The sequence below is a fragment of the Sporocytophaga sp. genome (assembly GCF_017745095.1).
Lineage (GTDB): Bacteria > Bacteroidota > Bacteroidia > Cytophagales > Cytophagaceae > Sporocytophaga.
In genome coordinates this window covers 167,387-184,375 of record NZ_JAGHZZ010000002.1, presented here as the reverse complement: position 1 = coordinate 184,375, position 16,989 = coordinate 167,387, and the positions used below count along the sequence as shown (strand labels likewise).

Here is a 16,989-nt window from a genome sequence, read left to right as displayed (position 1 = left end):
CTATAATTATAAAAAAATTATGCCAGTCAAATCAGGAGAAACAATCATAATGACAATGGATGAACTTCGTCAATTTGGAGAAGATTTAATTACCTCAACATTAAAGAAGCTCAATGTGAAGCCTGTCCAAGAGGAATATTTGACTTCAGAAGAGGTGAAGAAAGAATTGGGAGTATGCAACACAACATTTTATAAACTCCTGCAAAGCCCTATCAACCCTTTACCTATGGAGGGGACGCCAAAGAAAAGAAGGATAACAAAAGAAGCCTTCGCAAAGTGGCGACAAACATGGGGCAAATATAATTACGCCTAAAAAGTAATCAAAGGCTGAGAGGGCCAATTATAGAGATATACTCTAGGTTAAACTTGGCTTCTGTAAGGTATCATTCCGCATTAATTAAATTAATTCCCTCGATTTCGGGGGAATTTAACTCATACTTAAATTTTGAATTTATGACTAAGGCTATCAAATCAAAAATGAGTGTAAATAAAATTAACATTCAATCTGAAAACGAAGAGTATTCAATAGACAAGTTGCTAGAAACTCAACGGGAGCTTATTTTTTATATGAATGTTGTAATTGACTTGCAACGGCGATTAGCTGCACGGGGATTAGATCCGAGTATAAATCATTTGCGTGTTGTAAAAGACTCAAGAATCAAACGAAAATGAAAAATCTGAGAACCAATACCCATAATACTCCAAATGTAGAGAGTGGAACAGAGGATTTTGACCTTCTAGTAAATAAGGTATTCTTTCTAGAAAAGGAGATAGTAAAACTAAAAGATAATCAGAGGTACTTGATAAAAGAAAGAAATGATGCGCTGGACGAACTATCGAAATATAGAGCTAAAACGATTAAGCTTAAGGAAGAAAAAAGGGCACTTAAGAAACAAAATGGTAAATTAAGCTTCTTTACTGCTTCCAGATGAAAACTATGTACGAAGAAATAAAATCTAAAAGGCTCATCGACGTAACAGTCGGTGAGCTTGTAGAGGCTTTTGTAAGCCGACTTGAAAATAAGCCTTCATCACTTATGGGGCTAGATAATCATACAGTCCCTTTTTGGTCAATTAATAAGACAATCGAAATGTTAGATTGTTCCAAGACATTTCTTTATGATCTTATTCGGGAAGGGAAGTTAAAACCTAAGTATCTTGGCAGGAAGCCTTACTTTATGATCAGTAATATTTTGGAGGTTATGACGGAAAAGGAAAGTGAAAAATAAAATACTTAGCTATTCTAATATCACTTTTTAAAGAGTTATATTACAAAACAAAGATTTTTTTAAAGTTCTTCATGTAATTAATAACCAATCGTTTATATTGACCATTAAATTGTTTAATACTAAATGCATTGATATTATGAGACTAGTCCTTTTTATTATTTTTATTACAGGTTTGTCATTTAAAGCACAAAGCCAAAAAGTAGCTCGATTTGATTTAGTGGAGGGGCGATGTATAACAGTTCACGGGGCTATTCAATATGATAATTCAAATAAGCCGGTCGATACAACATACTATATGTTTGGACGAGATAGCAGATATACTCAGATTTATGAATCAGTTACCTTAAAGTATGGAGGTCTAAAAGATATTCATTTGTTATTAACCAAGTGCCTGGAAGTTCTAAATACAGAACCCAAAGGAGTAAGCATTACTTTTGACGGTTTAACAATAACGACAGCGCAGGCAGGGGGAAGTAAATATTTAATTTTGGACTCAATTGAAAAATACTCTAGCGGCTATACAAGTGTTACAAATCAGCAGTTAAAAAAGATTATATCTGATTTAGAAGCGAGTTGCAAAGAAAGTAAATTGGCTTATAAGTAATGGAAAAGGTTCTAACCACTTCGGAAAAACCTTCCGAAAGCCTTAAAGGCACTTTTAAATAATTTTCTTTCAATAATGAGGTTAAAAACTATTACAAATATTATGAAAGCTCGGCACAAACTTGTATAATTGTGTAAGGAAGTATATGCCTGAACTATATTAATAGTATGTACTTTCTAGCTGATAAGAACTAGTAATAACCCACTGTGAAAAGTGACAACTTTTTTAGATTAGCTTGGCATAACGACTTCTTCAGGATTGAAGTACGAGCGACACTCGACCAAACCTTTTAGCATATGAACAATCAATGTCTAAGAGTATTAATTCAGGGACTTTCTCAGTCCAATTAAATTCTGCAAAAGAGCTGGATTTAACCCAATCAAACAACAATCCTTTTTCAAACAGAGCCCTTCCCATTGTTAATGTCGAAGACTTAACGGTTCTAATGAGCCGCAGGGCAGTTTATGGTTTAATCGAAACTGGAGTATTAAAACCTAGATACTTCCCCGGATTTCGTAAGCCCTATTTTCTAATTTCTGATGTGATAGCCGCACTTTCAGAATCTCCCAAAGACCCTTATAAATAAAAAAGGAGTAACACCTTATGGATATTACCCCTGTAGTATTCTTGTCTCCTAAGCAAGGGCAAGATACAAAATTCCATGCTATTTGCCAATGGTTAACGGCTATAACTAAAGGCAAAGACTATTCATTTTCTCTTCCTGATTTGCTCGATATCTGTTCTCAACTTGAGGTCAGTCCGAAAGTGCTTTATTCAATGATTGCTGAATATTGCACTAACAATGATATTAACTTAATCATTGCTGAGGAGGGGCAGACAAATGAGATTTGAGTTTGAAGAATCCCCTTCTCCAAAAGGTCAATGTCCTAAGTGTGGCCATAATAAAGAGTTTCGCTATTATAAAGGTCTTTCGCATGAATACGGTAAATGTGAGAGAATCAATAATTGCGGTTATCATAACGATCCACGCGGCAAGATTCAGGAAGCTCCTATAATTAGTCCAAAGCCTGATAAGAAAGTAGTGTATCCAGATCCAAAAGATATTTTAAGGATCAAGAATGATATTACCTCACCTTTCCATCTTTATTGTGAATCTAACCTTGGCTTCAATAGGAAGGAATGGGAATCAATTGGAGTTGGCACAAAAGATACATTAACGGCCTTCATTTATAAGAGCAAGGACGGCAAAGATGTTAATGTAAAATTCATTGAATACAATGAGATAAAGCGGAACAAATCTAAGAATCCATTTTCTCTTAAGCCAAAAGAAGGGGAACAGTTTCAAAGCTGTTTATTCCTGGAACATCTACTTTCTGATAATAAAACTATATGTCTCGTAGAAAGTGAAAAGACTGCAATCATTGCTAGAAAGTCTTATCCTCAATTTGATTGGCTTGCAACTGGCGGAAGTAATGGACTTACAGATAAGAATATTCATATACTCTTTAATAGAAAAGTCTTTTATATCCAAGATGCAGACAAGGCAGGTAGAGAAAACTCGACCATAAAGAAATTACAGTCATATAAAATAGATCATTCAGTGGTAGACCTATTCCAGGGAAGAACCGATAGTTATGATTTGGCAGATGCAATAATTGAAGGGTGTTTGCCTGAAATAAAAGAACTTAAAAATGATACTAGTTCTAAGTTTAATAATTGCACTCTAACTACTGAGGAACTTTATGAAAAGTACAAAGACTTTCAACTGCGTTTTACCTGGGAGAATTTTATTGTCCAACGAGCAAACAACTTTTTAACTGCAGAAGGAGGAACTGGGAAAACACGTTTAGGACTAAGTCTTGCAATGGCTCTGAAATATGGCTATAGTGAATACTTGGGAAACAAATTGGACCATGAAGGTAACGTTCTTTACTTGAATTATGAGATAACTGAAGACTTATTCAAAGAAATGGTTGAACCAATTGAACGTAATTTTATCCAGAAATCACCACGTAAAATTAACGAGCTATTTATTCTCAGTTTTGCCAAAAACAGAAACCTTACTATTGACGAAGTATCTCAAATCATAGAAGACAGGAAAATAAAGCTGGTGATAATAGACAGCTTTAAAGCTTGTGTATCCCGCCTTATGAGAGATAGAAAACAGAGAGAATTAAATAACCTTAATGCGGACCTTTATTTTGATGTATTGAATTCCTGGAGGGAAAAGCACGGAGTAACAACACTTACTATCAACCATACCAACAAAGGCGCTAAGAACCAGAAAACATCTGGAGATTTAGGATTTGGCCCAAGTGCTATTAGAGACTTTATGGATTATCAGATATTTCTTCGCTATGCCTATGATCAAGAAAGAACGGAAAGGTTATTGATCATTGATAAGGCAAGATTCCTTAAGCGAGGACGGCATAATAAGCTGATAAGTCTGGATGAAGATATTGACGGCTCAGTGTTCTTCCAATTAATAGAGGAACATATTAATGAAGAGGACTTTATTAATGGTTCTAAGCCATCGCACGAAAAGACAGATGAGATTATTAATCTATTAGACCAAGGTAAAAAATACAAAGAGATACAGGACCTACTCCATGTTTCTCCAAAAGTGGTAGCTCAAGTAAACGAATATAGAAAAATGGGAAGTAAAGGGGGATATGGGAAGTAACGGAAGTGGGAAGTGGATATTAAGTTTACTTCCCTCACTTCCCTCACTTCCTTTACTATCTATACTTCCATTACTTCCTATATATATTATTACTATCTATTATGAAAAAGACTAAAGAAGAAATAGAATATTTAATTAATAAATATCCTTCTGTGCCTAAGTGGGGAATCCCAACAACCAGAAAGAAGAAGAGCCCAGCAAATGAACTGACTTATCAGATTATAAAGTATGTACAATCATTAGGAGGTCAGGCTTATAGAATAAACAGCCAAGGGCAATATGATCCACGAACAAAAAAGTGGAGATACTCCGGAATGAAGAAAGGGTTAGCAGATATTCAGATTATTCTATTAGGTCGCTTTATAGGGGTTGAAATCAAAATAGGTAAAGATAGGCAGTCTGAACATCAAAAAGCTCGTCAAGAGGAGATAATCAAGTCTGGAGGCTATTATCTAATAGCTAAAGACTTTGAAGCATTTAAAACAGATTTACAAACAATAATAAACGAAATACAATGAGATTAGAAGATTTAGAAGAATACTTTGATTTGCCTGCATTCCTTAATGCATGTGGAATATATCCCTTTAAGGATTTTTATGCTAACAAGGATTTTGATATAGTGGTATATGTTAATGAAAGAGATTTAAGAGTAGGGGTTTTTGGAGTCACTCCAGAAATAGAAGAAACTATATCACGTCCAGAATCCTATTATAAAGCCTTATAAACGCTTCTTCCACTGATCTGGAGTGAACCATCGGATGAAGACCTAAAACAGCTTGCAATGGACTATTTCCTTGCTGTTTTGATGGGAGGATAAGCAGAAATGAATCATTTTTAGACTAAGATGGGGGCCTAATGTGCCCCTTTATTTTTGGGTATAGCTCGACCTATTCCATAACTAAATGAAATAATCTTTTATTAATTGGGTTATTTATAGTGCATTAAGTGGATTATGGTTATTCCCACGAGGAATCGAACTCTTTTATTCGGGAAGCTCTAAAACAGGTTCAATAATTCATGTGTGAGTGAGTCACGAAAAACTATTCCAACCACTTATAGATCATTTCTCACATATTGGAGTCTATCTGCCCATTCGGCGTTTATATGATACCTGTAACAGTCGAAAACATGTCCATCTTCAGGATTCTTTTTCTTCCATGTTTCAATACTTTGTTTTTCATCAATTTTACAACTTTGAATATCATGTAACAATCTTTTACAAGAAGGATGTATTTTAACAGATATATTCTTTAAGACCCAATTACACTGAAGACGACTATTAATGTAACTTGGGTTATGAGACGGTACGTTAAAATCTTCAAAGTCTCTTCCTAGTTCGGATGAGATAATATCATAGGCATTTATATTACCTTGGGTTAATGCATTTCTCGCATAACCCGAAGCATCCCCATTAATTATTAAATTATGATTTCCATAATCAGATCTTAACTCTGAGCAGAGCCTAAAAAGATCCCATCCAGGTTCGTGAATTTCTCTGATAACATGTAAAGAGCCCTGTGACTTTTGAATTATCAGGCAACTAGGAGTAATATTAAAATCGAAAGCCAAGTATACTTCAAGATGAGGAATTAGAGTAACATCAGCATCAATGTGAACATCAGGACGGAAATGATCCATGAATAACTTCCCAGTAAATAGAATAAAGTCAGCTTCATATTCTTGTCTGAAAACGTCTAGGGGTAATTGTAATTTAGCTTCTTCTATCTCATCAATAGGAATTCTAGGGTTTGTCCAGGTTGGCATTTTAAAGGATTCCCAATTATTAAACTTTTCCTGAAAGTCAAAGAGCTTTTTAAAGTCGTTATCAAAACCGTTTGGGGTAGATAGGAATGTTGCAGAACCTCGGTAATCGGTTAAAGTTGGTCTAATTGTTTTCTCCCAAATATCTAGGAGATCTTCTACATAGGCAGCTTCATCAATAATAGCTTCGTGATAAGCCTGACCTCTAATCGTATCAAAGTTTTCAAGAGACCAAAAATCAATAATACCTCCAGTTTTTAGAAGGAGGGATCTAAAGTGCTCATCTTTCTTAAGTATCACAGGACTTAAGGTTTTTACAATGGCGTTCCATTGCTTTGATAGCATCTTATTGGTTGGACAGAAATATCCTACAGATTTTCCATTCTGATACCCTTGAAGTATCAGTCGACGTTTTGCAAGTTCAGTTTTACCAAATCGCCGACCGCAACAGACAACTTTAAACCTGGAGAGAGAATCGAGAACTTGTCTTTGTCCTTCATGGGGTTTCTTAATCTCTATTGCTTCCGTCCGGCTTGTCTGGCGCATCCTCTATTTCTCTCACAGGAGGTAATTGTATAGGAGTGTCGCCAACAGGGGCCATTTTATTAAACTGCTCCGGAGCCGTATTCTTTAAAGTGAACATAATTAGGTTTGGATTAGGTGCAACAAACTTTGTCACAGTCCTAACAACTTTACCATTTTTAGATGTAACCTCATCGTAATTAAATCCAGTTAATCCTTTAACCAGACTGGAAAGGGCAATCTCTCTGAGAGAGCTGATCCTTTCCGCTCTGGCTTCTTCAACTAGATTTGCAAACTCTGGCTTATTCCTTTGCCAATCGTAGAAGGTGTCCGGATGTATTCCCACCTGATTACAAATTGATTCAATAGTATATAACCCAGTTGATAATAGGCTGCAAATCTGATCGACTGTTTTCTTTTTGTACTTTGGCATAGTTATACTTTATCATACCAGTATTTGTCTCCATTATAAATATTAGGCTTATAGATCATATTTAAATGGAATTTGAGTTCCGGACTAGCATTAAGCACGGGACCTTTATAATAAGATTCAATAAGCTTCTCTATCTCGTTTCTCAATGAAGTTAACTTCAAAAGCTTTTCATCTAACCTTTTTAGATCAGCATTAGCCCCAAGTTTTTTAAGTCTTGAGGCTTTTGTTTCTTCGAGTTTAGTTAGAAGGTCTCCGGTGTCATCGAAGGCAACTTCCAGGTTGGCTATTTTATAAGCTCTTTCCATTACTTACCTTTCTGCTTTTTTATTTCGTTTAATTGCCTTTGGAGCTCATCTTCAGAGAGGCTGTTTATGATCTCTTCTTTTATCTTAGCTCTCTCAGCTTTCAAATCTTCAACAGTCTTAACCTCCCGCCAATGTGAGTTCCTTTTTTCAATAGGCAAGGATAATTGGTATTCTGCTAATTCACGTGGTACAGAAACTTCAACATACGATTCAATTCTCTTATCTTTTCCGAGAACTGGTTTTGCAACAATCATTTCGTTATTCATTGTGTATATCTTTTATTTTCTTAATGTGGTACAAGAATGCTTTTGGTTGGAATTTTATCTCTTTTTCTGCATCACTAAGGACCGCAGTGATTCCTTTTCCTATCAGGATATTTGCCATTTGATCTTCAAAATGTGGCTTAGCTCTATTGAGAAGATTTTGAATTTCGACCATTAACTCATATGCATCCTCTTCTTCCTTTGTTTCAAGGTAGTAGCAGAATTTAGAATCAATGTAGTTATTCAAAAACTCCTCATTTAGTATAACCTTGTCATCCTCAATTTTAAAGAATGCAATAGGAGGATATTTAGAACCGAAAGGGAGAACCAAGGACTCAACAGCTGTAGCAAAGTTTTTAAACCCCTCTGGCAGTTCAATCATCTTAAGGATATCTACTTTATTTAAAGGAAGTGCCTTAAGTGTTGAATTCTTTTCATAAATTTTCTCTCTGATAAATTCAGATGTCTCTATTCTAGAAAAGTTTGCAATTGCAAATTGAATCTCTTCAAGAGTGGTGTCTCCAAGGTTTAATCTTGAAAATGTTTGATATGCTGCGTTATATTTTGCAGCTCTTTCATTAAGAGAAGAAAGAAGAGCCGAGGCTCCTTTCTCATTTTTGTAAATAAGCTTTTTCATTTTGGTCTTCAATAGATTTTTTTAGTTGTTCTCTAAATGTTTTCATAGCATAAGATTCTTTTGATCTTTCTTGCCTTTCTGCTTCGGCTCTTAAAGCGTCAGAGATACTTTTTGTCAATTGCTCTTGCTTTGCCTTAAAGTTTCCTTTCATGGCTGCAATACCATTGTTTAAATCATCATGGATTTCAATTGAAACATTACCTCCCTGATCCTGTCCGTAAATTAGGTAGCTATTATCTGGCCTCATGCTATAGCCGAAAGTTGCATCTTTATCATCCACCTGGATGAAGTCAGATTCTTTGTTATTGATTTTTAATTTATTCATATTGTTTTAGCAATTTCCAATGTTAAATCCATCATCAAACCCTTCATCAAAAGAGCCCACTGCACACGAACCTTTTATGAGCTTAAATGAAGCTATTCCACCTTCTGTATTTGGTTGATATGATAAGCTCTTTATAAAACCAATCTGATAGTTTGAACCGTTACACGAGAATGCAATAGCTTTTTCAGAATTGTTTGCAATTGAGTTGAATTCAGGAAAAGAAAGCGGGTATTCAAACTCATATATGATGGGCTCATATATTGGGGTACTATCTTCAACTACAGAATCGTTTAGGTCTTGGTCTTCTTTGTCAGTACCTATTGAATTGTTGCATGCATAAAGCAATGTAGATTCAACCTGATAGTTAAATGTGCCTGAAAGAAATTTAAGTACGGGATTAGTTTTATTTACTATCGTCCCCCTAATTACAGGATACCAGTTTTTAGCCATCCTTACAGGAGAAATTCTGAGGTTATAAACCGTCTCTGGGCTTATCAAATTTGTAATAGAAGAGAAATTCTCATCTCTTTCAGAGACTTCTCCGGCCTGATATGTTGTGACTTCTGGAGGGTCAGTGTAAAGGTCAGAGGTAACTTCACTAGTGTTTAAGCAGATAAAGAAAAGATCATTATCAGTTTCAAAATCTGTTGTTGGCAATTCTGAAAATTGAGCTCTGCGAGTTTGTTCAATCAAATAGCCAGACGTTGCTATATCAGAAACAGCACTCAATTTTTTCTGAGCTTTATTCTTTGGAATAGAGTAATTTCTTATTGAGTTGAATTCGTCAATACCATTTATTCCTCCTGTATTTAGGTTAGTTTTAGAATAGCCACATTCAAATTGATTATAGTAATCTTCAGGATTTGGGCTTGTCGTTATCCCGGAGACATTTGGCAGAGATATAATAGCTTGTGGATTAAAGAAGTAAGATCTTGGCTCAATTCTTATGTATTCTTTTCCGTTCTCTCTTTCAATCTTTAAGCCAAGTGGCCAAATAGCATTACATGCATTGTATAAATCTTCAAAGCTGCAAACAATAGGGAATTTATTACCCTCCTTATCTAACATATTCCGAATGTTCAAACCATTAGTTAAAGCGACCCAAGCCCCGCAACCATTTTGAGAATAAGGAATAACTGAGTTTAACCGGCCGAAGAAATTAGATCTAAAACAATCTGTAACTCCTGTGATGTATTCTGATATTTTATAAAAGGCTTCATATAATTGAATTCCTTTTGTTATAGAAGGTTTCTCTTTAGTAACAGCCTTGAATGTAAGATCACATTTTGAAAAGTTTACAGTTATGGTCGAATTCAGAACAACCGATGTTGAATAGAAAAAATGAAAGAATTGAATGAAAATATAAAATTCACCTCCTTCAGGTAATGAAATATTTAAAGTGCCCTGAGAATTTATAGGCTGATTCATTGTTGTATTGCCAAATAAATCTTTTAATCCCAAGTCAATTAAAGTTGGATGAGGACCTTCAAAAGGAGGGCCTATGCGATAATGAATAGCTAAATAATAGCTTCGATCTGCTGCAAATCTCTCTCTAATAGATCCGACAAAATCATAGGATATTTCTAGGTCAACAGCTTCCTTAGCTTTAAAGACATAGCCGGGATTAGTATTTTGTCTATCACTTGTTATAGTTGGGAATAAAGCCAGGTTTGCTCCATCAAGTTCATCTCCTTGTATCTCTCCGAAAGGCAAAATACAAAATAAGTTATCAGGATTAATTATTGTATAAGAATCGGAATAATTATACCCTCCAGCTAGTTTGGTTCGTTTTATTAGGTCTTTAGAATGGAGTCCTATATCATAAGGATAAATGCTTGTCAGTGTGCTACCATTAAGAGATTCGAAAGCATCCATGCTTACAGGAATAGAAAGATTGTTTTTAAAATCTCTCTGCAATCCTGAGCTTTCAATTAAGATAGATACTTCGCTTTCTGATTCCTTATAGAACGTGCAATTAATTATTCCATCAAAAAATAATGAAGATGTATTCCAGTCGTCACATGTAGAAGTTACTAAGAAGTTTAATTCAGCGTCTATATCATTTATTGAGAAAGCTTCCTTTATTAGCTCCGCACCAATTCCAGTAAAGGTTAGATCTTTCCCATAAATGATGTCTAAACCATAATATGTAGATGACCTTTGCAATGAAAGTTCAACTGCATCCCAACCTATCGGCTCGTCTATGAGCTGATCATTGATGTAAAAACGCCAATCGATCCCACTCATATTTTTAAGTATGAATCTTTAGCTGGATGAACACCAGGCTCTTTTTTGAGTAACCATTTAGAATCATGTGTTTTTAGTGATTCTAGTAGTTGATCAGTAAAGATGTAGACTCTATCTCCGAAGTAATAGGGCTTTAGCGCTCCGGCTTTTATCAGATCAAATATAAATTTATCCGAACAGTCTAGAAGCTTTGCAGATCCTTTTATTGAGAGGATTGGAGGAAACGAGATTGTTTCCGGAAGATTGTTAGTCACTAAGTCTCATAAGAAAATGAGTTCGTGTAGTAGCTGCCTTTAAAGGGCACGAGTATTGTTATGTAAAGATAAGTTACTTACCCTAACTAACCAAGTGTTTTTGTGTAAGAAATACAATAATTTATATTATGACAAAATTATTGGTGCTATGAAGACTTTACTTTACGATGACCGGAGTAAATAAATAAGGCTGCCCTTTAAGACAGCCTCTAATAATCAGCTTAACATTTCAAGCGCCGCACTTTGGCACTCGTTAAAGCAACTTAATTGATAATCGCTTAAGTTAGGCCCATGATCAGACTTAAGACTTTTCCTCAATAAAGCCTCAGCCTCCTTTACTCTGAATGTTTTAAGTTCTACATTTATTTTACCTATCTTATTTAACAGCTCAAAGCTGTGGCTTCTGCATGGGAGTGACTCCCAAACTGATTCATACATTGTTTTCTGATTTCCCATCTCATTTACCAGATTACCATCAGACTGAACATGCATGAATTTTACATTTGAAATAATCATAAATATTATTATTTATTTTATCAAAGGTAAAAATCCATCCGGCCACAATCAAGAAAAAAACCTCAATTATTTATTCACAACTTGTTGATTTTCAATTAATTTGTAAAATTTTTACAAATAAATTGTAAAACAAAATCACCCTCTATTTTATCTTTTCCGCAGAGGAGTAAGCTCCTGGCTCCTCCTATAATAAATCAAAGATTTTCCCCCCATCCTGAATAACTAATAGTTATCGAATTGCAATTTTGTCTAAAAAATGTGGATAACCTTGCCAATTTTTTTTAGCTTCTTACATAAAAACTAAAATACTTAGTATAGAATGGGGCAAAATTACCAATCAGGGATTTAAAGACCGTTACAGAATGGTGGATGGAAGGTCTAAAAGAAAATGCACGTTTAGAAAGGCGAATTAAGGAGCTAGAGGACATTATCAAGCAAATTGAGAGCATTACAGGCAAAGTTATAAATCCGCCGCCTGAGCCAGTAAAAAGCAAAGAAATCGGAAACATCTGGGCTAGGAATAAGGAGAAGGAGAAACGAGATGAATTTTAATAAACCTTATTCTCACGAACCTCAAGACCCGAGAAAAGATCCTTATGATCTAAGGGAATATGATGAGGTAATTGTCCTCCTAAAAGCAGGGACTCCAGATCCATTATTCACAGGCCATTTGAAATTAGACAAAAACAGGAATAAGCATTTCTTACGGGGTCGGGTTGTTGAATTAAGCAGATTCAACAGTACGGCTATTATACTCCTTCCGGAGAAAAACATAAAAGCCCATAAGGAAGCGAAAAAGGTGGATGACAGGCAGAAGCTGTTATTAACTGTTAATTATTCCCAGATAGATTATATACTGTTGTCTTTTGATAGCTTTGATTGGAAAAAATAACTATCATACTATTTTGATATCCAGAATAGTATGATAATTTTGCTCTTCACCATAGCTGGTTGAACTAACGGACCCCAAAATCCGTTGACCCCTGGCAGCTGGTCGGGGGGTTTCTTTTAATCGGCAAATGTATTTTTTGTTTTAAATAAATCTTGGTTACTCTTCAAAAATTGTTCGAAATCTTCTACTAATAATTGATGTCTCTTCTCCATAAGGTGAGAGAAGTATTTATTAAAAATAAGTCTTTTTTAAGACTGCAGAGTAATGAAAAAGGGGCTATTGGAGCAATTCTAATTAATCAATCTTCTTGATATTTTTGACAAGAGTTCTTGCTTTAACAGTACATAACTCGTCATATTCTTTTTGAAGTTTTGTTTTTTTAGAAGCTGAAATATGTGGATCGTTTAATTGTTTTCTATATTCTTCTATTCCCTTTTTTATATAAGAGTCAAGGATAAAGAAATCTACTTTTCTACGAATTAACTGGAAAATAAATGAGACTACAAATGCTAAAGAAGGAGCTAAAATTATTAACCAATGCTTGATTTCTAAACAATCAGTACTAATGATATTGAATATTTTAGGACAATTTGAACAATCAGGTTTGATCCTTTCTGCAAAATGCACTATCAAAGTACCAACACCGATTCCACCGGCTTTACTTTCTAAATTTCTTCCCCTTTTAGGTATATCTTCTCCTGGCATTTACAAAAAATAGAACCTTAAAAAAATCCTCAGTGCGATAACTCTAATATTTTTTTCATATCACTTTTATCTGCAGATTTTGACAAAACAATTTTCTTATTATCCTTTTCAAGAATAATCTTCTTTACTTTATTGACCTTAGATAATCTTCTTATTATGCTAATAATGTAATATAGCACTAATAAAATAGATAATATCAAGACAATTGTATTCACAGTTGAATTTTTAAACATAACTGCTATACTAATTTAAAAGTTTAAGGAATAAATGCAATTAAAAATGATTAATCGTAGAATCTTTACGTAAAGAAAATCATTTTTGTTTCAAAAGTCAATAATTTAAATTCTATTCTTATTTCAGAATTTTCGTGAAAGAAGCCCTTTTATATTTAGAGTTATAAAAGAGCTCAAAAGCAAACCTAATTAAGGGTGCTGATTCAAATCCGGTTGCTCCTGGCAGTTTTCTTTTAAAGCGATATGGTTATTTTTTGTTTGATTGTAATATCGAAAGGTTGGAAATACAGGGGAAAACTTGAATTTAACTTTAGGACAAGATGGGCAATGCTACTTCTTTTTCAGGTTTGGGACTTGTGGATTTTGCCATTTGAGAATTAAAGTAATCGTCAAATTTTTTTCCTATTTTACTGAGTTTCCAACGTCGAGATGAAATATCAAATTGAAGAAGTCCATATTTATTTATTTCATTAGATATGCCTGTCTCAAGTTCAAGTGTACCATGTTTAGCATCAGTTTGGATTAATTCATATTGGTCTAAAAGGTTATTTTGGGAAAGCCAATTATAATACAATTCATTGAAGTGATTTTCCAAAGAAGGATCATTTCCTATTAAGGCTTTCATTTCATCACGTTCTTTTTCAATTGCTAAGCGTTCTTTTCTTTCGCCTTCGTATTTATCTCTAAAAGACAGACTTATCCTTTTTTCTTTCTCAAAATCTGCTCTAGTTACCACCATAGATTTATCGCCTAGCTTATAAATTAACGGAGAAAGATGATTTTCAAAAAGTATTGTTATTAATCTGGAAAAATTGATTAAGATGTATGTGCAAATGAGGGAAGCAAAAGTCACCCACAAACAAGTTCCAAGTTCATAGCAAAAACTATAATTGCCAAGAAGCTCTTTAATTATCACAATTTTATCAACCCTAGTACAATCCTCATCAAAATTGAATAGTGAATAAAGGAGCTCCCAATGCCAAACTGACCAAACTATAATTAAGGCACCAAAGAATGGTGTTTTTACCTTTTGATTGAAATTTTCTTTAAACTGGACTAGAATTTCCTGAAGCATAAAGTATTTAAAAATCGGTTAATTGAAAGAAAAAACTTACCCTGTAATATCCGTGTAAGTAAAACTCGACTTATAACTAAAGTCGGTTTGAAAAATTGATGGTAATCTGCTGAATTATAGTAAATTACCATCAAAAGGAGTGGAGCCGCAGGGAGTCGAACCCTGGTCCAGAGAAGCTAATAATCGAGCCTTCTACATGCTTAGCTGACTTTAATTGTCGGGTAAAACCAGGCAGGCAGCAGCCAAATTTTACCTTAGTTGTTTAGATTTCGCCAAAGCTTAACAACATCACTCTGACTAGTTCCACTGTTCGACACTCCGTATTCAGTTCCCGCGGAACGAAAGAACTGAGGAGTGATGGCTTCCTGATAATCTAATATCAGGATGAGCTAATCTAACATTCAGTCAGATTAAGCAGCCATGGCGTAAGATTCTTCGCCAGATATTGTTCGGAACTATCTTTCAAGGCTCTCATCCCATGAGCCTGCATGCTTATACACGTCATTACTCAACCTGTCAAATCCGGTCGGCCCCATAAGTCAATGAACTTTTATCAAGAACAATTAACAAAAATCTTTGTTTTTGCCCTGCAAATATAAAAATTGCAAATTATTTATCTTAACCTTTTAATGAAATCCTCTTACTTATTTCTTCCATTATTAATAACAATTTCGTTTGCATGTTTTGTTCCCTCTTCTTTTGGACAAATTCTAAACATTGAAAGGTTTCGCATTGAGAAAGATACGTCAAATTACTGGACCGGAAACATTGGCCTGGGCTTTTCAACTAAAAAACAACAAAATCAGGTTACTTCCGTCAATTTAAACTCCAATCTTGTTTATTTGTCGGAAAAACACGGGTATCTCAATATTAACTACGGAAAGTTGATTAAAACTACTCAGCAAAGGGTTATAAGTGAGGGATATACACATTGGAGAGTGAACCTGTTCAGAACCCATAGGTTATCTTATGAACCTTTTCTTCAGTTGCAGTATGACCTTGGTAGAGGATTGCAAATAAGGGAATTATATGGGGCAAGCCTCAGGTTCAGGATAAAATCCACACCTAAATTTTCATTTAGCATAAATTCCGGTGGGATGTATGAACATGAAATATGGAGGGGTGATGTTTTGAGGTTTGAGTCAGGAGGTGATAGTACCAAGGCTGAAACATACTTTTTTAAAAATACAACCAATGTTTCTTTTCGAGGTGATGTATCCCAAAACGTAAATGTCTTCATGGTAACTTATTATCAGGCAAGATTTACCAATTTTTTTAAACCCAGGGTAATTACTGATTTTCAGGTGATGATAAACATCAATAAGTACTTTTCATTAAACAACCAGTTTGTTGCTACTTACGATGCTTTACCTTTGATTACAGGTAATAAATTTGTTTATACTTATAATATGTCCATTGTTGTAAAATTTTAAAGGCATACTGAGGAAAACAAGTTTGATTTATTAGAGTATCTTAAAAGTTCCCTTATTTTTAGGCTTTTTTCCCTTCCTAAAGCTGAACCCAGTCATCAAATATCATGTTCGGATAATAGACATTTAAAGGCTTTAGTAACATATGAAAATGAATTGTGTTTTATTAGTAGATGATGATCGGGTAAGTAATTTCATTACTGAAAAGGTCCTGAATGGAATGGGTGTTACTTCAATGGTAACTACTGCATATGATGGGAAAAAAGGTCTTGATTATATTAAGTACCAATGTACCGACGACTTAGGGACATGCCCTGATCTGATTTTGCTTGATATTAACATGCCATTAATAGACGGAAGGGAATTTGTTGAGAGGTATCATAAAATACCAAGGCAAAAGGAGAGCGTTATTGTTGTACTAAGTGCAACAGAACTTCCTGATGCTGAGAAGATTGAACTTCGCAATGCGGGAGTTTCCGAATTTCTTGTAAAACCATTAAATGCCGATAAAATTAATGATATTGTACAAAAGTATTTTGTACTAGAAGAGTGATAGTCAGAGAGAAGAGGATTAACATTATTTATATAATAAAATGGGAGTAGATAAAAACGAGGAGAATAGAAAATTATTTAATGAGATAGTAACTCCAGAGCCACCTCAGAGGATGTATCCACTGGGGGAGCCATGGGAAGAACAAGATGCTCCATCTAAAAGGCATGGGACAAAGCCTGAAACTAAAGAAAATAAAAAATAATTGAAAAGACCATTCAAAAGAATGGTCTTTTTTTATAGGTAAATTTTTGACTTTTAGTTTTTTGTATTAAAGGTGATGATATTTTGTTTAGTTACTTTTTACTTTATAATTTATTTGAAAAGTTTTACTTAAATCTTTTTTAAATATTAATAATTCCAAA

At 34.4% G+C, this 16,989-nt stretch carries 24 protein-coding genes and 1 other RNA gene; 14 read left to right on the top strand and 11 right to left on the bottom strand.

The window, feature by feature from the left end; all coding sequences use genetic code 11:
* Positions 1 to 19 precede the first annotated feature (19 nt).
* From J7604_RS03585 to J7604_RS03545, 9 genes are all read left to right on the top strand, one after another.
* Positions 20 to 313, top strand: a complete 294-nt coding sequence (locus J7604_RS03585) for a helix-turn-helix domain-containing protein (RefSeq protein ID WP_293891159.1) — start codon at positions 20 to 22, stop codon at positions 311 to 313.
* Between the two features lie 355 nt (positions 314 to 668).
* Positions 669 to 932 (top strand): hypothetical protein, encoded by a 264-nt coding sequence (locus J7604_RS03580; protein WP_293891156.1) that lies wholly within the window; start codon positions 669 to 671, stop codon positions 930 to 932.
* Between the two features lie 5 nt (positions 933 to 937).
* Positions 938 to 1,228: a hypothetical protein gene (locus J7604_RS03575; protein ID WP_293891153.1), complete on the top strand. Its 291-nt coding sequence runs from the start codon at positions 938 to 940 to the stop codon at positions 1,226 to 1,228.
* Between the two features lie 136 nt (positions 1,229 to 1,364).
* Positions 1,365 to 1,832: a hypothetical protein gene (locus J7604_RS03570; RefSeq protein WP_293891151.1), complete on the top strand. Its 468-nt coding sequence runs from the start codon at positions 1,365 to 1,367 to the stop codon at positions 1,830 to 1,832.
* A 307-nt stretch (positions 1,833 to 2,139) separates the two neighbouring features.
* Positions 2,140 to 2,418, top strand: coding sequence for a hypothetical protein (locus tag J7604_RS03565; RefSeq protein ID WP_293891148.1), 279 nt, complete (start codon positions 2,140 to 2,142; stop codon positions 2,416 to 2,418).
* A 17-nt stretch (positions 2,419 to 2,435) separates the two neighbouring features.
* Positions 2,436 to 2,684, top strand: coding sequence for a hypothetical protein (locus J7604_RS03560; protein ID WP_293891145.1), 249 nt, complete (start codon positions 2,436 to 2,438; stop codon positions 2,682 to 2,684).
* Positions 2,674 to 4,476, top strand: coding sequence for a DUF6371 domain-containing protein (locus J7604_RS03555; RefSeq protein ID WP_293891142.1), 1,803 nt, complete (start codon positions 2,674 to 2,676; stop codon positions 4,474 to 4,476). The genes J7604_RS03560 and J7604_RS03555 overlap by 11 nt, the downstream gene beginning before the upstream one ends.
* 101 nt (positions 4,477 to 4,577) lie before the next feature.
* Positions 4,578 to 4,994, top strand: coding sequence for a VRR-NUC domain-containing protein (locus J7604_RS03550; protein WP_293891139.1), 417 nt, complete (start codon positions 4,578 to 4,580; stop codon positions 4,992 to 4,994).
* Positions 4,991 to 5,200 (top strand): hypothetical protein, encoded by a 210-nt coding sequence (locus J7604_RS03545; protein WP_293891136.1) that lies wholly within the window; start codon positions 4,991 to 4,993, stop codon positions 5,198 to 5,200. The genes J7604_RS03550 and J7604_RS03545 overlap by 4 nt, the downstream gene beginning before the upstream one ends.
* A gap of 329 nt (positions 5,201 to 5,529) precedes the next feature.
* On the opposite strand, the gene J7604_RS03540 is transcribed toward J7604_RS03545, so the two are convergent.
* The 8 genes from J7604_RS03540 to J7604_RS03505 all read right to left on the bottom strand — a co-directional run bounded on the left by J7604_RS03540 (position 5,530) and on the right by J7604_RS03505 (position 11,739).
* Positions 5,530 to 6,783 (bottom strand): terminase family protein, encoded by a 1,254-nt coding sequence (locus J7604_RS03540; RefSeq protein WP_293891133.1) that lies wholly within the window; start codon positions 6,781 to 6,783, stop codon positions 5,530 to 5,532.
* Entirely contained in the window at positions 6,746 to 7,192 is a 447-nt protein-coding gene (locus J7604_RS03535; protein WP_293891130.1) for a helix-turn-helix domain-containing protein, read from the bottom strand. Before J7604_RS03535 ends, J7604_RS03540 begins: the two co-directional genes overlap by 38 nt.
* A 2-nt stretch (positions 7,193 to 7,194) precedes the next feature.
* Positions 7,195 to 7,497 carry a hypothetical protein gene (locus tag J7604_RS03530; RefSeq protein WP_293891127.1) on the bottom strand — a complete coding sequence of 101 codons (303 nt, stop codon included), beginning with the start codon at positions 7,495 to 7,497 and terminating at the stop codon, positions 7,195 to 7,197.
* Positions 7,497 to 7,763, bottom strand: coding sequence for a hypothetical protein (locus J7604_RS03525; RefSeq protein ID WP_293891124.1), 267 nt, complete (start codon positions 7,761 to 7,763; stop codon positions 7,497 to 7,499). The genes J7604_RS03530 and J7604_RS03525 overlap by 1 nt, the downstream gene beginning before the upstream one ends.
* Positions 7,756 to 8,397, bottom strand: a complete 642-nt coding sequence (locus J7604_RS03520) for a hypothetical protein (protein WP_293891121.1) — start codon at positions 8,395 to 8,397, stop codon at positions 7,756 to 7,758. Before J7604_RS03520 ends, J7604_RS03525 begins: the two co-directional genes overlap by 8 nt.
* Positions 8,372 to 8,722: a hypothetical protein gene (locus tag J7604_RS03515; protein ID WP_293891118.1), complete on the bottom strand. Its 351-nt coding sequence runs from the start codon at positions 8,720 to 8,722 to the stop codon at positions 8,372 to 8,374. The genes J7604_RS03520 and J7604_RS03515 overlap by 26 nt, the downstream gene beginning before the upstream one ends.
* Before the next feature lie 6 nt (positions 8,723 to 8,728).
* Positions 8,729 to 10,969, bottom strand: a complete 2,241-nt coding sequence (locus tag J7604_RS03510; RefSeq protein WP_293891115.1) for a hypothetical protein — start codon at positions 10,967 to 10,969, stop codon at positions 8,729 to 8,731.
* Positions 10,970 to 11,439: 470 nt separating this feature from the next.
* Complete coding sequence (locus J7604_RS03505) at positions 11,440 to 11,739, bottom strand: hypothetical protein (RefSeq protein WP_293891112.1); 300 nt, start codon at positions 11,737 to 11,739, stop codon at positions 11,440 to 11,442.
* Positions 11,740 to 12,108: 369 nt separating this feature from the next.
* Between J7604_RS03505 and J7604_RS03500 the strand changes: the two genes are divergently transcribed.
* Positions 12,109 to 12,291, top strand: coding sequence for a hypothetical protein (locus J7604_RS03500; RefSeq protein ID WP_293891109.1), 183 nt, complete (start codon positions 12,109 to 12,111; stop codon positions 12,289 to 12,291).
* A complete protein-coding gene (locus tag J7604_RS03495) occupies positions 12,281 to 12,631 on the top strand; it encodes a hypothetical protein (protein WP_293891106.1) in 351 nt (116 codons plus the stop codon). The genes J7604_RS03500 and J7604_RS03495 overlap by 11 nt, the downstream gene beginning before the upstream one ends.
* A 294-nt stretch (positions 12,632 to 12,925) precedes the next feature.
* Here the strand turns inward: J7604_RS03495 and J7604_RS03490 are convergent, their stop codons facing one another.
* From J7604_RS03490 to ssrA, 3 genes are all read right to left on the bottom strand, one after another.
* Positions 12,926 to 13,336 (bottom strand): hypothetical protein, encoded by a 411-nt coding sequence (locus tag J7604_RS03490; RefSeq protein WP_293891103.1) that lies wholly within the window; start codon positions 13,334 to 13,336, stop codon positions 12,926 to 12,928.
* 543 nt (positions 13,337 to 13,879) lie between these two features.
* A complete protein-coding gene (locus tag J7604_RS03485) occupies positions 13,880 to 14,644 on the bottom strand; it encodes a hypothetical protein (RefSeq protein WP_293891100.1) in 765 nt (254 codons plus the stop codon).
* A gap of 137 nt (positions 14,645 to 14,781) precedes the next feature.
* Positions 14,782 to 15,178: a transfer-messenger RNA gene (gene ssrA / locus J7604_RS03480) on the bottom strand.
* A gap of 95 nt (positions 15,179 to 15,273) precedes the next feature.
* Here ssrA and J7604_RS03475 point away from each other — a divergent pair.
* The 3 genes from J7604_RS03475 (at position 15,274) to J7604_RS03465 (ending at position 16,829) form a co-directional block, all read left to right on the top strand.
* Complete coding sequence (locus J7604_RS03475) at positions 15,274 to 16,077, top strand: DUF481 domain-containing protein (protein ID WP_293891097.1); 804 nt, start codon at positions 15,274 to 15,276, stop codon at positions 16,075 to 16,077.
* Between the two features lie 142 nt (positions 16,078 to 16,219).
* Positions 16,220 to 16,627 carry a response regulator gene (locus tag J7604_RS03470; protein ID WP_293891094.1) on the top strand — a complete coding sequence of 136 codons (408 nt, stop codon included), beginning with the start codon at positions 16,220 to 16,222 and terminating at the stop codon, positions 16,625 to 16,627.
* Positions 16,628 to 16,667: 40 nt separating this feature from the next.
* Positions 16,668 to 16,829 (top strand): hypothetical protein, encoded by a 162-nt coding sequence (locus J7604_RS03465; RefSeq protein WP_293891091.1) that lies wholly within the window; start codon positions 16,668 to 16,670, stop codon positions 16,827 to 16,829.
* Positions 16,830 to 16,989 lie beyond the last annotated feature (160 nt).

Coding starts and splice junctions, on each gene's coding strand:
- J7604_RS03585 (WP_293891159.1), top strand. CDS start 20: ATGCCAGTCAAATCAGGAGAAACAATCATAATGACAATGGATGAACTT.
- J7604_RS03580 (WP_293891156.1), top strand. CDS start 669: ATGAAAAATCTGAGAACCAATACCCATAATACTCCAAATGTAGAGAGT.
- J7604_RS03575 (WP_293891153.1), top strand. CDS start 938: ATGTACGAAGAAATAAAATCTAAAAGGCTCATCGACGTAACAGTCGGT.
- J7604_RS03570 (WP_293891151.1), top strand. CDS start 1,365: ATGAGACTAGTCCTTTTTATTATTTTTATTACAGGTTTGTCATTTAAA.
- J7604_RS03565 (WP_293891148.1), top strand. CDS start 2,140: ATGTCTAAGAGTATTAATTCAGGGACTTTCTCAGTCCAATTAAATTCT.
- J7604_RS03560 (WP_293891145.1), top strand. CDS start 2,436: ATGGATATTACCCCTGTAGTATTCTTGTCTCCTAAGCAAGGGCAAGAT.
- J7604_RS03555 (WP_293891142.1), top strand. CDS start 2,674: ATGAGATTTGAGTTTGAAGAATCCCCTTCTCCAAAAGGTCAATGTCCT.
- J7604_RS03550 (WP_293891139.1), top strand. CDS start 4,578: ATGAAAAAGACTAAAGAAGAAATAGAATATTTAATTAATAAATATCCT.
- J7604_RS03545 (WP_293891136.1), top strand. CDS start 4,991: ATGAGATTAGAAGATTTAGAAGAATACTTTGATTTGCCTGCATTCCTT.
- J7604_RS03540 (WP_293891133.1), bottom strand. CDS start 6,783: ATGCGCCAGACAAGCCGGACGGAAGCAATAGAGATTAAGAAACCCCAT.
- J7604_RS03535 (WP_293891130.1), bottom strand. CDS start 7,192: ATGCCAAAGTACAAAAAGAAAACAGTCGATCAGATTTGCAGCCTATTA.
- J7604_RS03530 (WP_293891127.1), bottom strand. CDS start 7,497: ATGGAAAGAGCTTATAAAATAGCCAACCTGGAAGTTGCCTTCGATGAC.
- J7604_RS03525 (WP_293891124.1), bottom strand. CDS start 7,763: ATGAATAACGAAATGATTGTTGCAAAACCAGTTCTCGGAAAAGATAAG.
- J7604_RS03520 (WP_293891121.1), bottom strand. CDS start 8,397: ATGAAAAAGCTTATTTACAAAAATGAGAAAGGAGCCTCGGCTCTTCTT.
- J7604_RS03515 (WP_293891118.1), bottom strand. CDS start 8,722: ATGAATAAATTAAAAATCAATAACAAAGAATCTGACTTCATCCAGGTG.
- J7604_RS03510 (WP_293891115.1), bottom strand. CDS start 10,969: ATGAGTGGGATCGATTGGCGTTTTTACATCAATGATCAGCTCATAGAC.
- J7604_RS03505 (WP_293891112.1), bottom strand. CDS start 11,739: ATGATTATTTCAAATGTAAAATTCATGCATGTTCAGTCTGATGGTAAT.
- J7604_RS03500 (WP_293891109.1), top strand. CDS start 12,109: ATGGAAGGTCTAAAAGAAAATGCACGTTTAGAAAGGCGAATTAAGGAG.
- J7604_RS03495 (WP_293891106.1), top strand. CDS start 12,281: ATGAATTTTAATAAACCTTATTCTCACGAACCTCAAGACCCGAGAAAA.
- J7604_RS03490 (WP_293891103.1), bottom strand. CDS start 13,336: ATGCCAGGAGAAGATATACCTAAAAGGGGAAGAAATTTAGAAAGTAAA.
- J7604_RS03485 (WP_293891100.1), bottom strand. CDS start 14,644: ATGCTTCAGGAAATTCTAGTCCAGTTTAAAGAAAATTTCAATCAAAAG.
- J7604_RS03475 (WP_293891097.1), top strand. CDS start 15,274: ATGAAATCCTCTTACTTATTTCTTCCATTATTAATAACAATTTCGTTT.
- J7604_RS03470 (WP_293891094.1), top strand. CDS start 16,220: ATGAAAATGAATTGTGTTTTATTAGTAGATGATGATCGGGTAAGTAAT.
- J7604_RS03465 (WP_293891091.1), top strand. CDS start 16,668: ATGGGAGTAGATAAAAACGAGGAGAATAGAAAATTATTTAATGAGATA.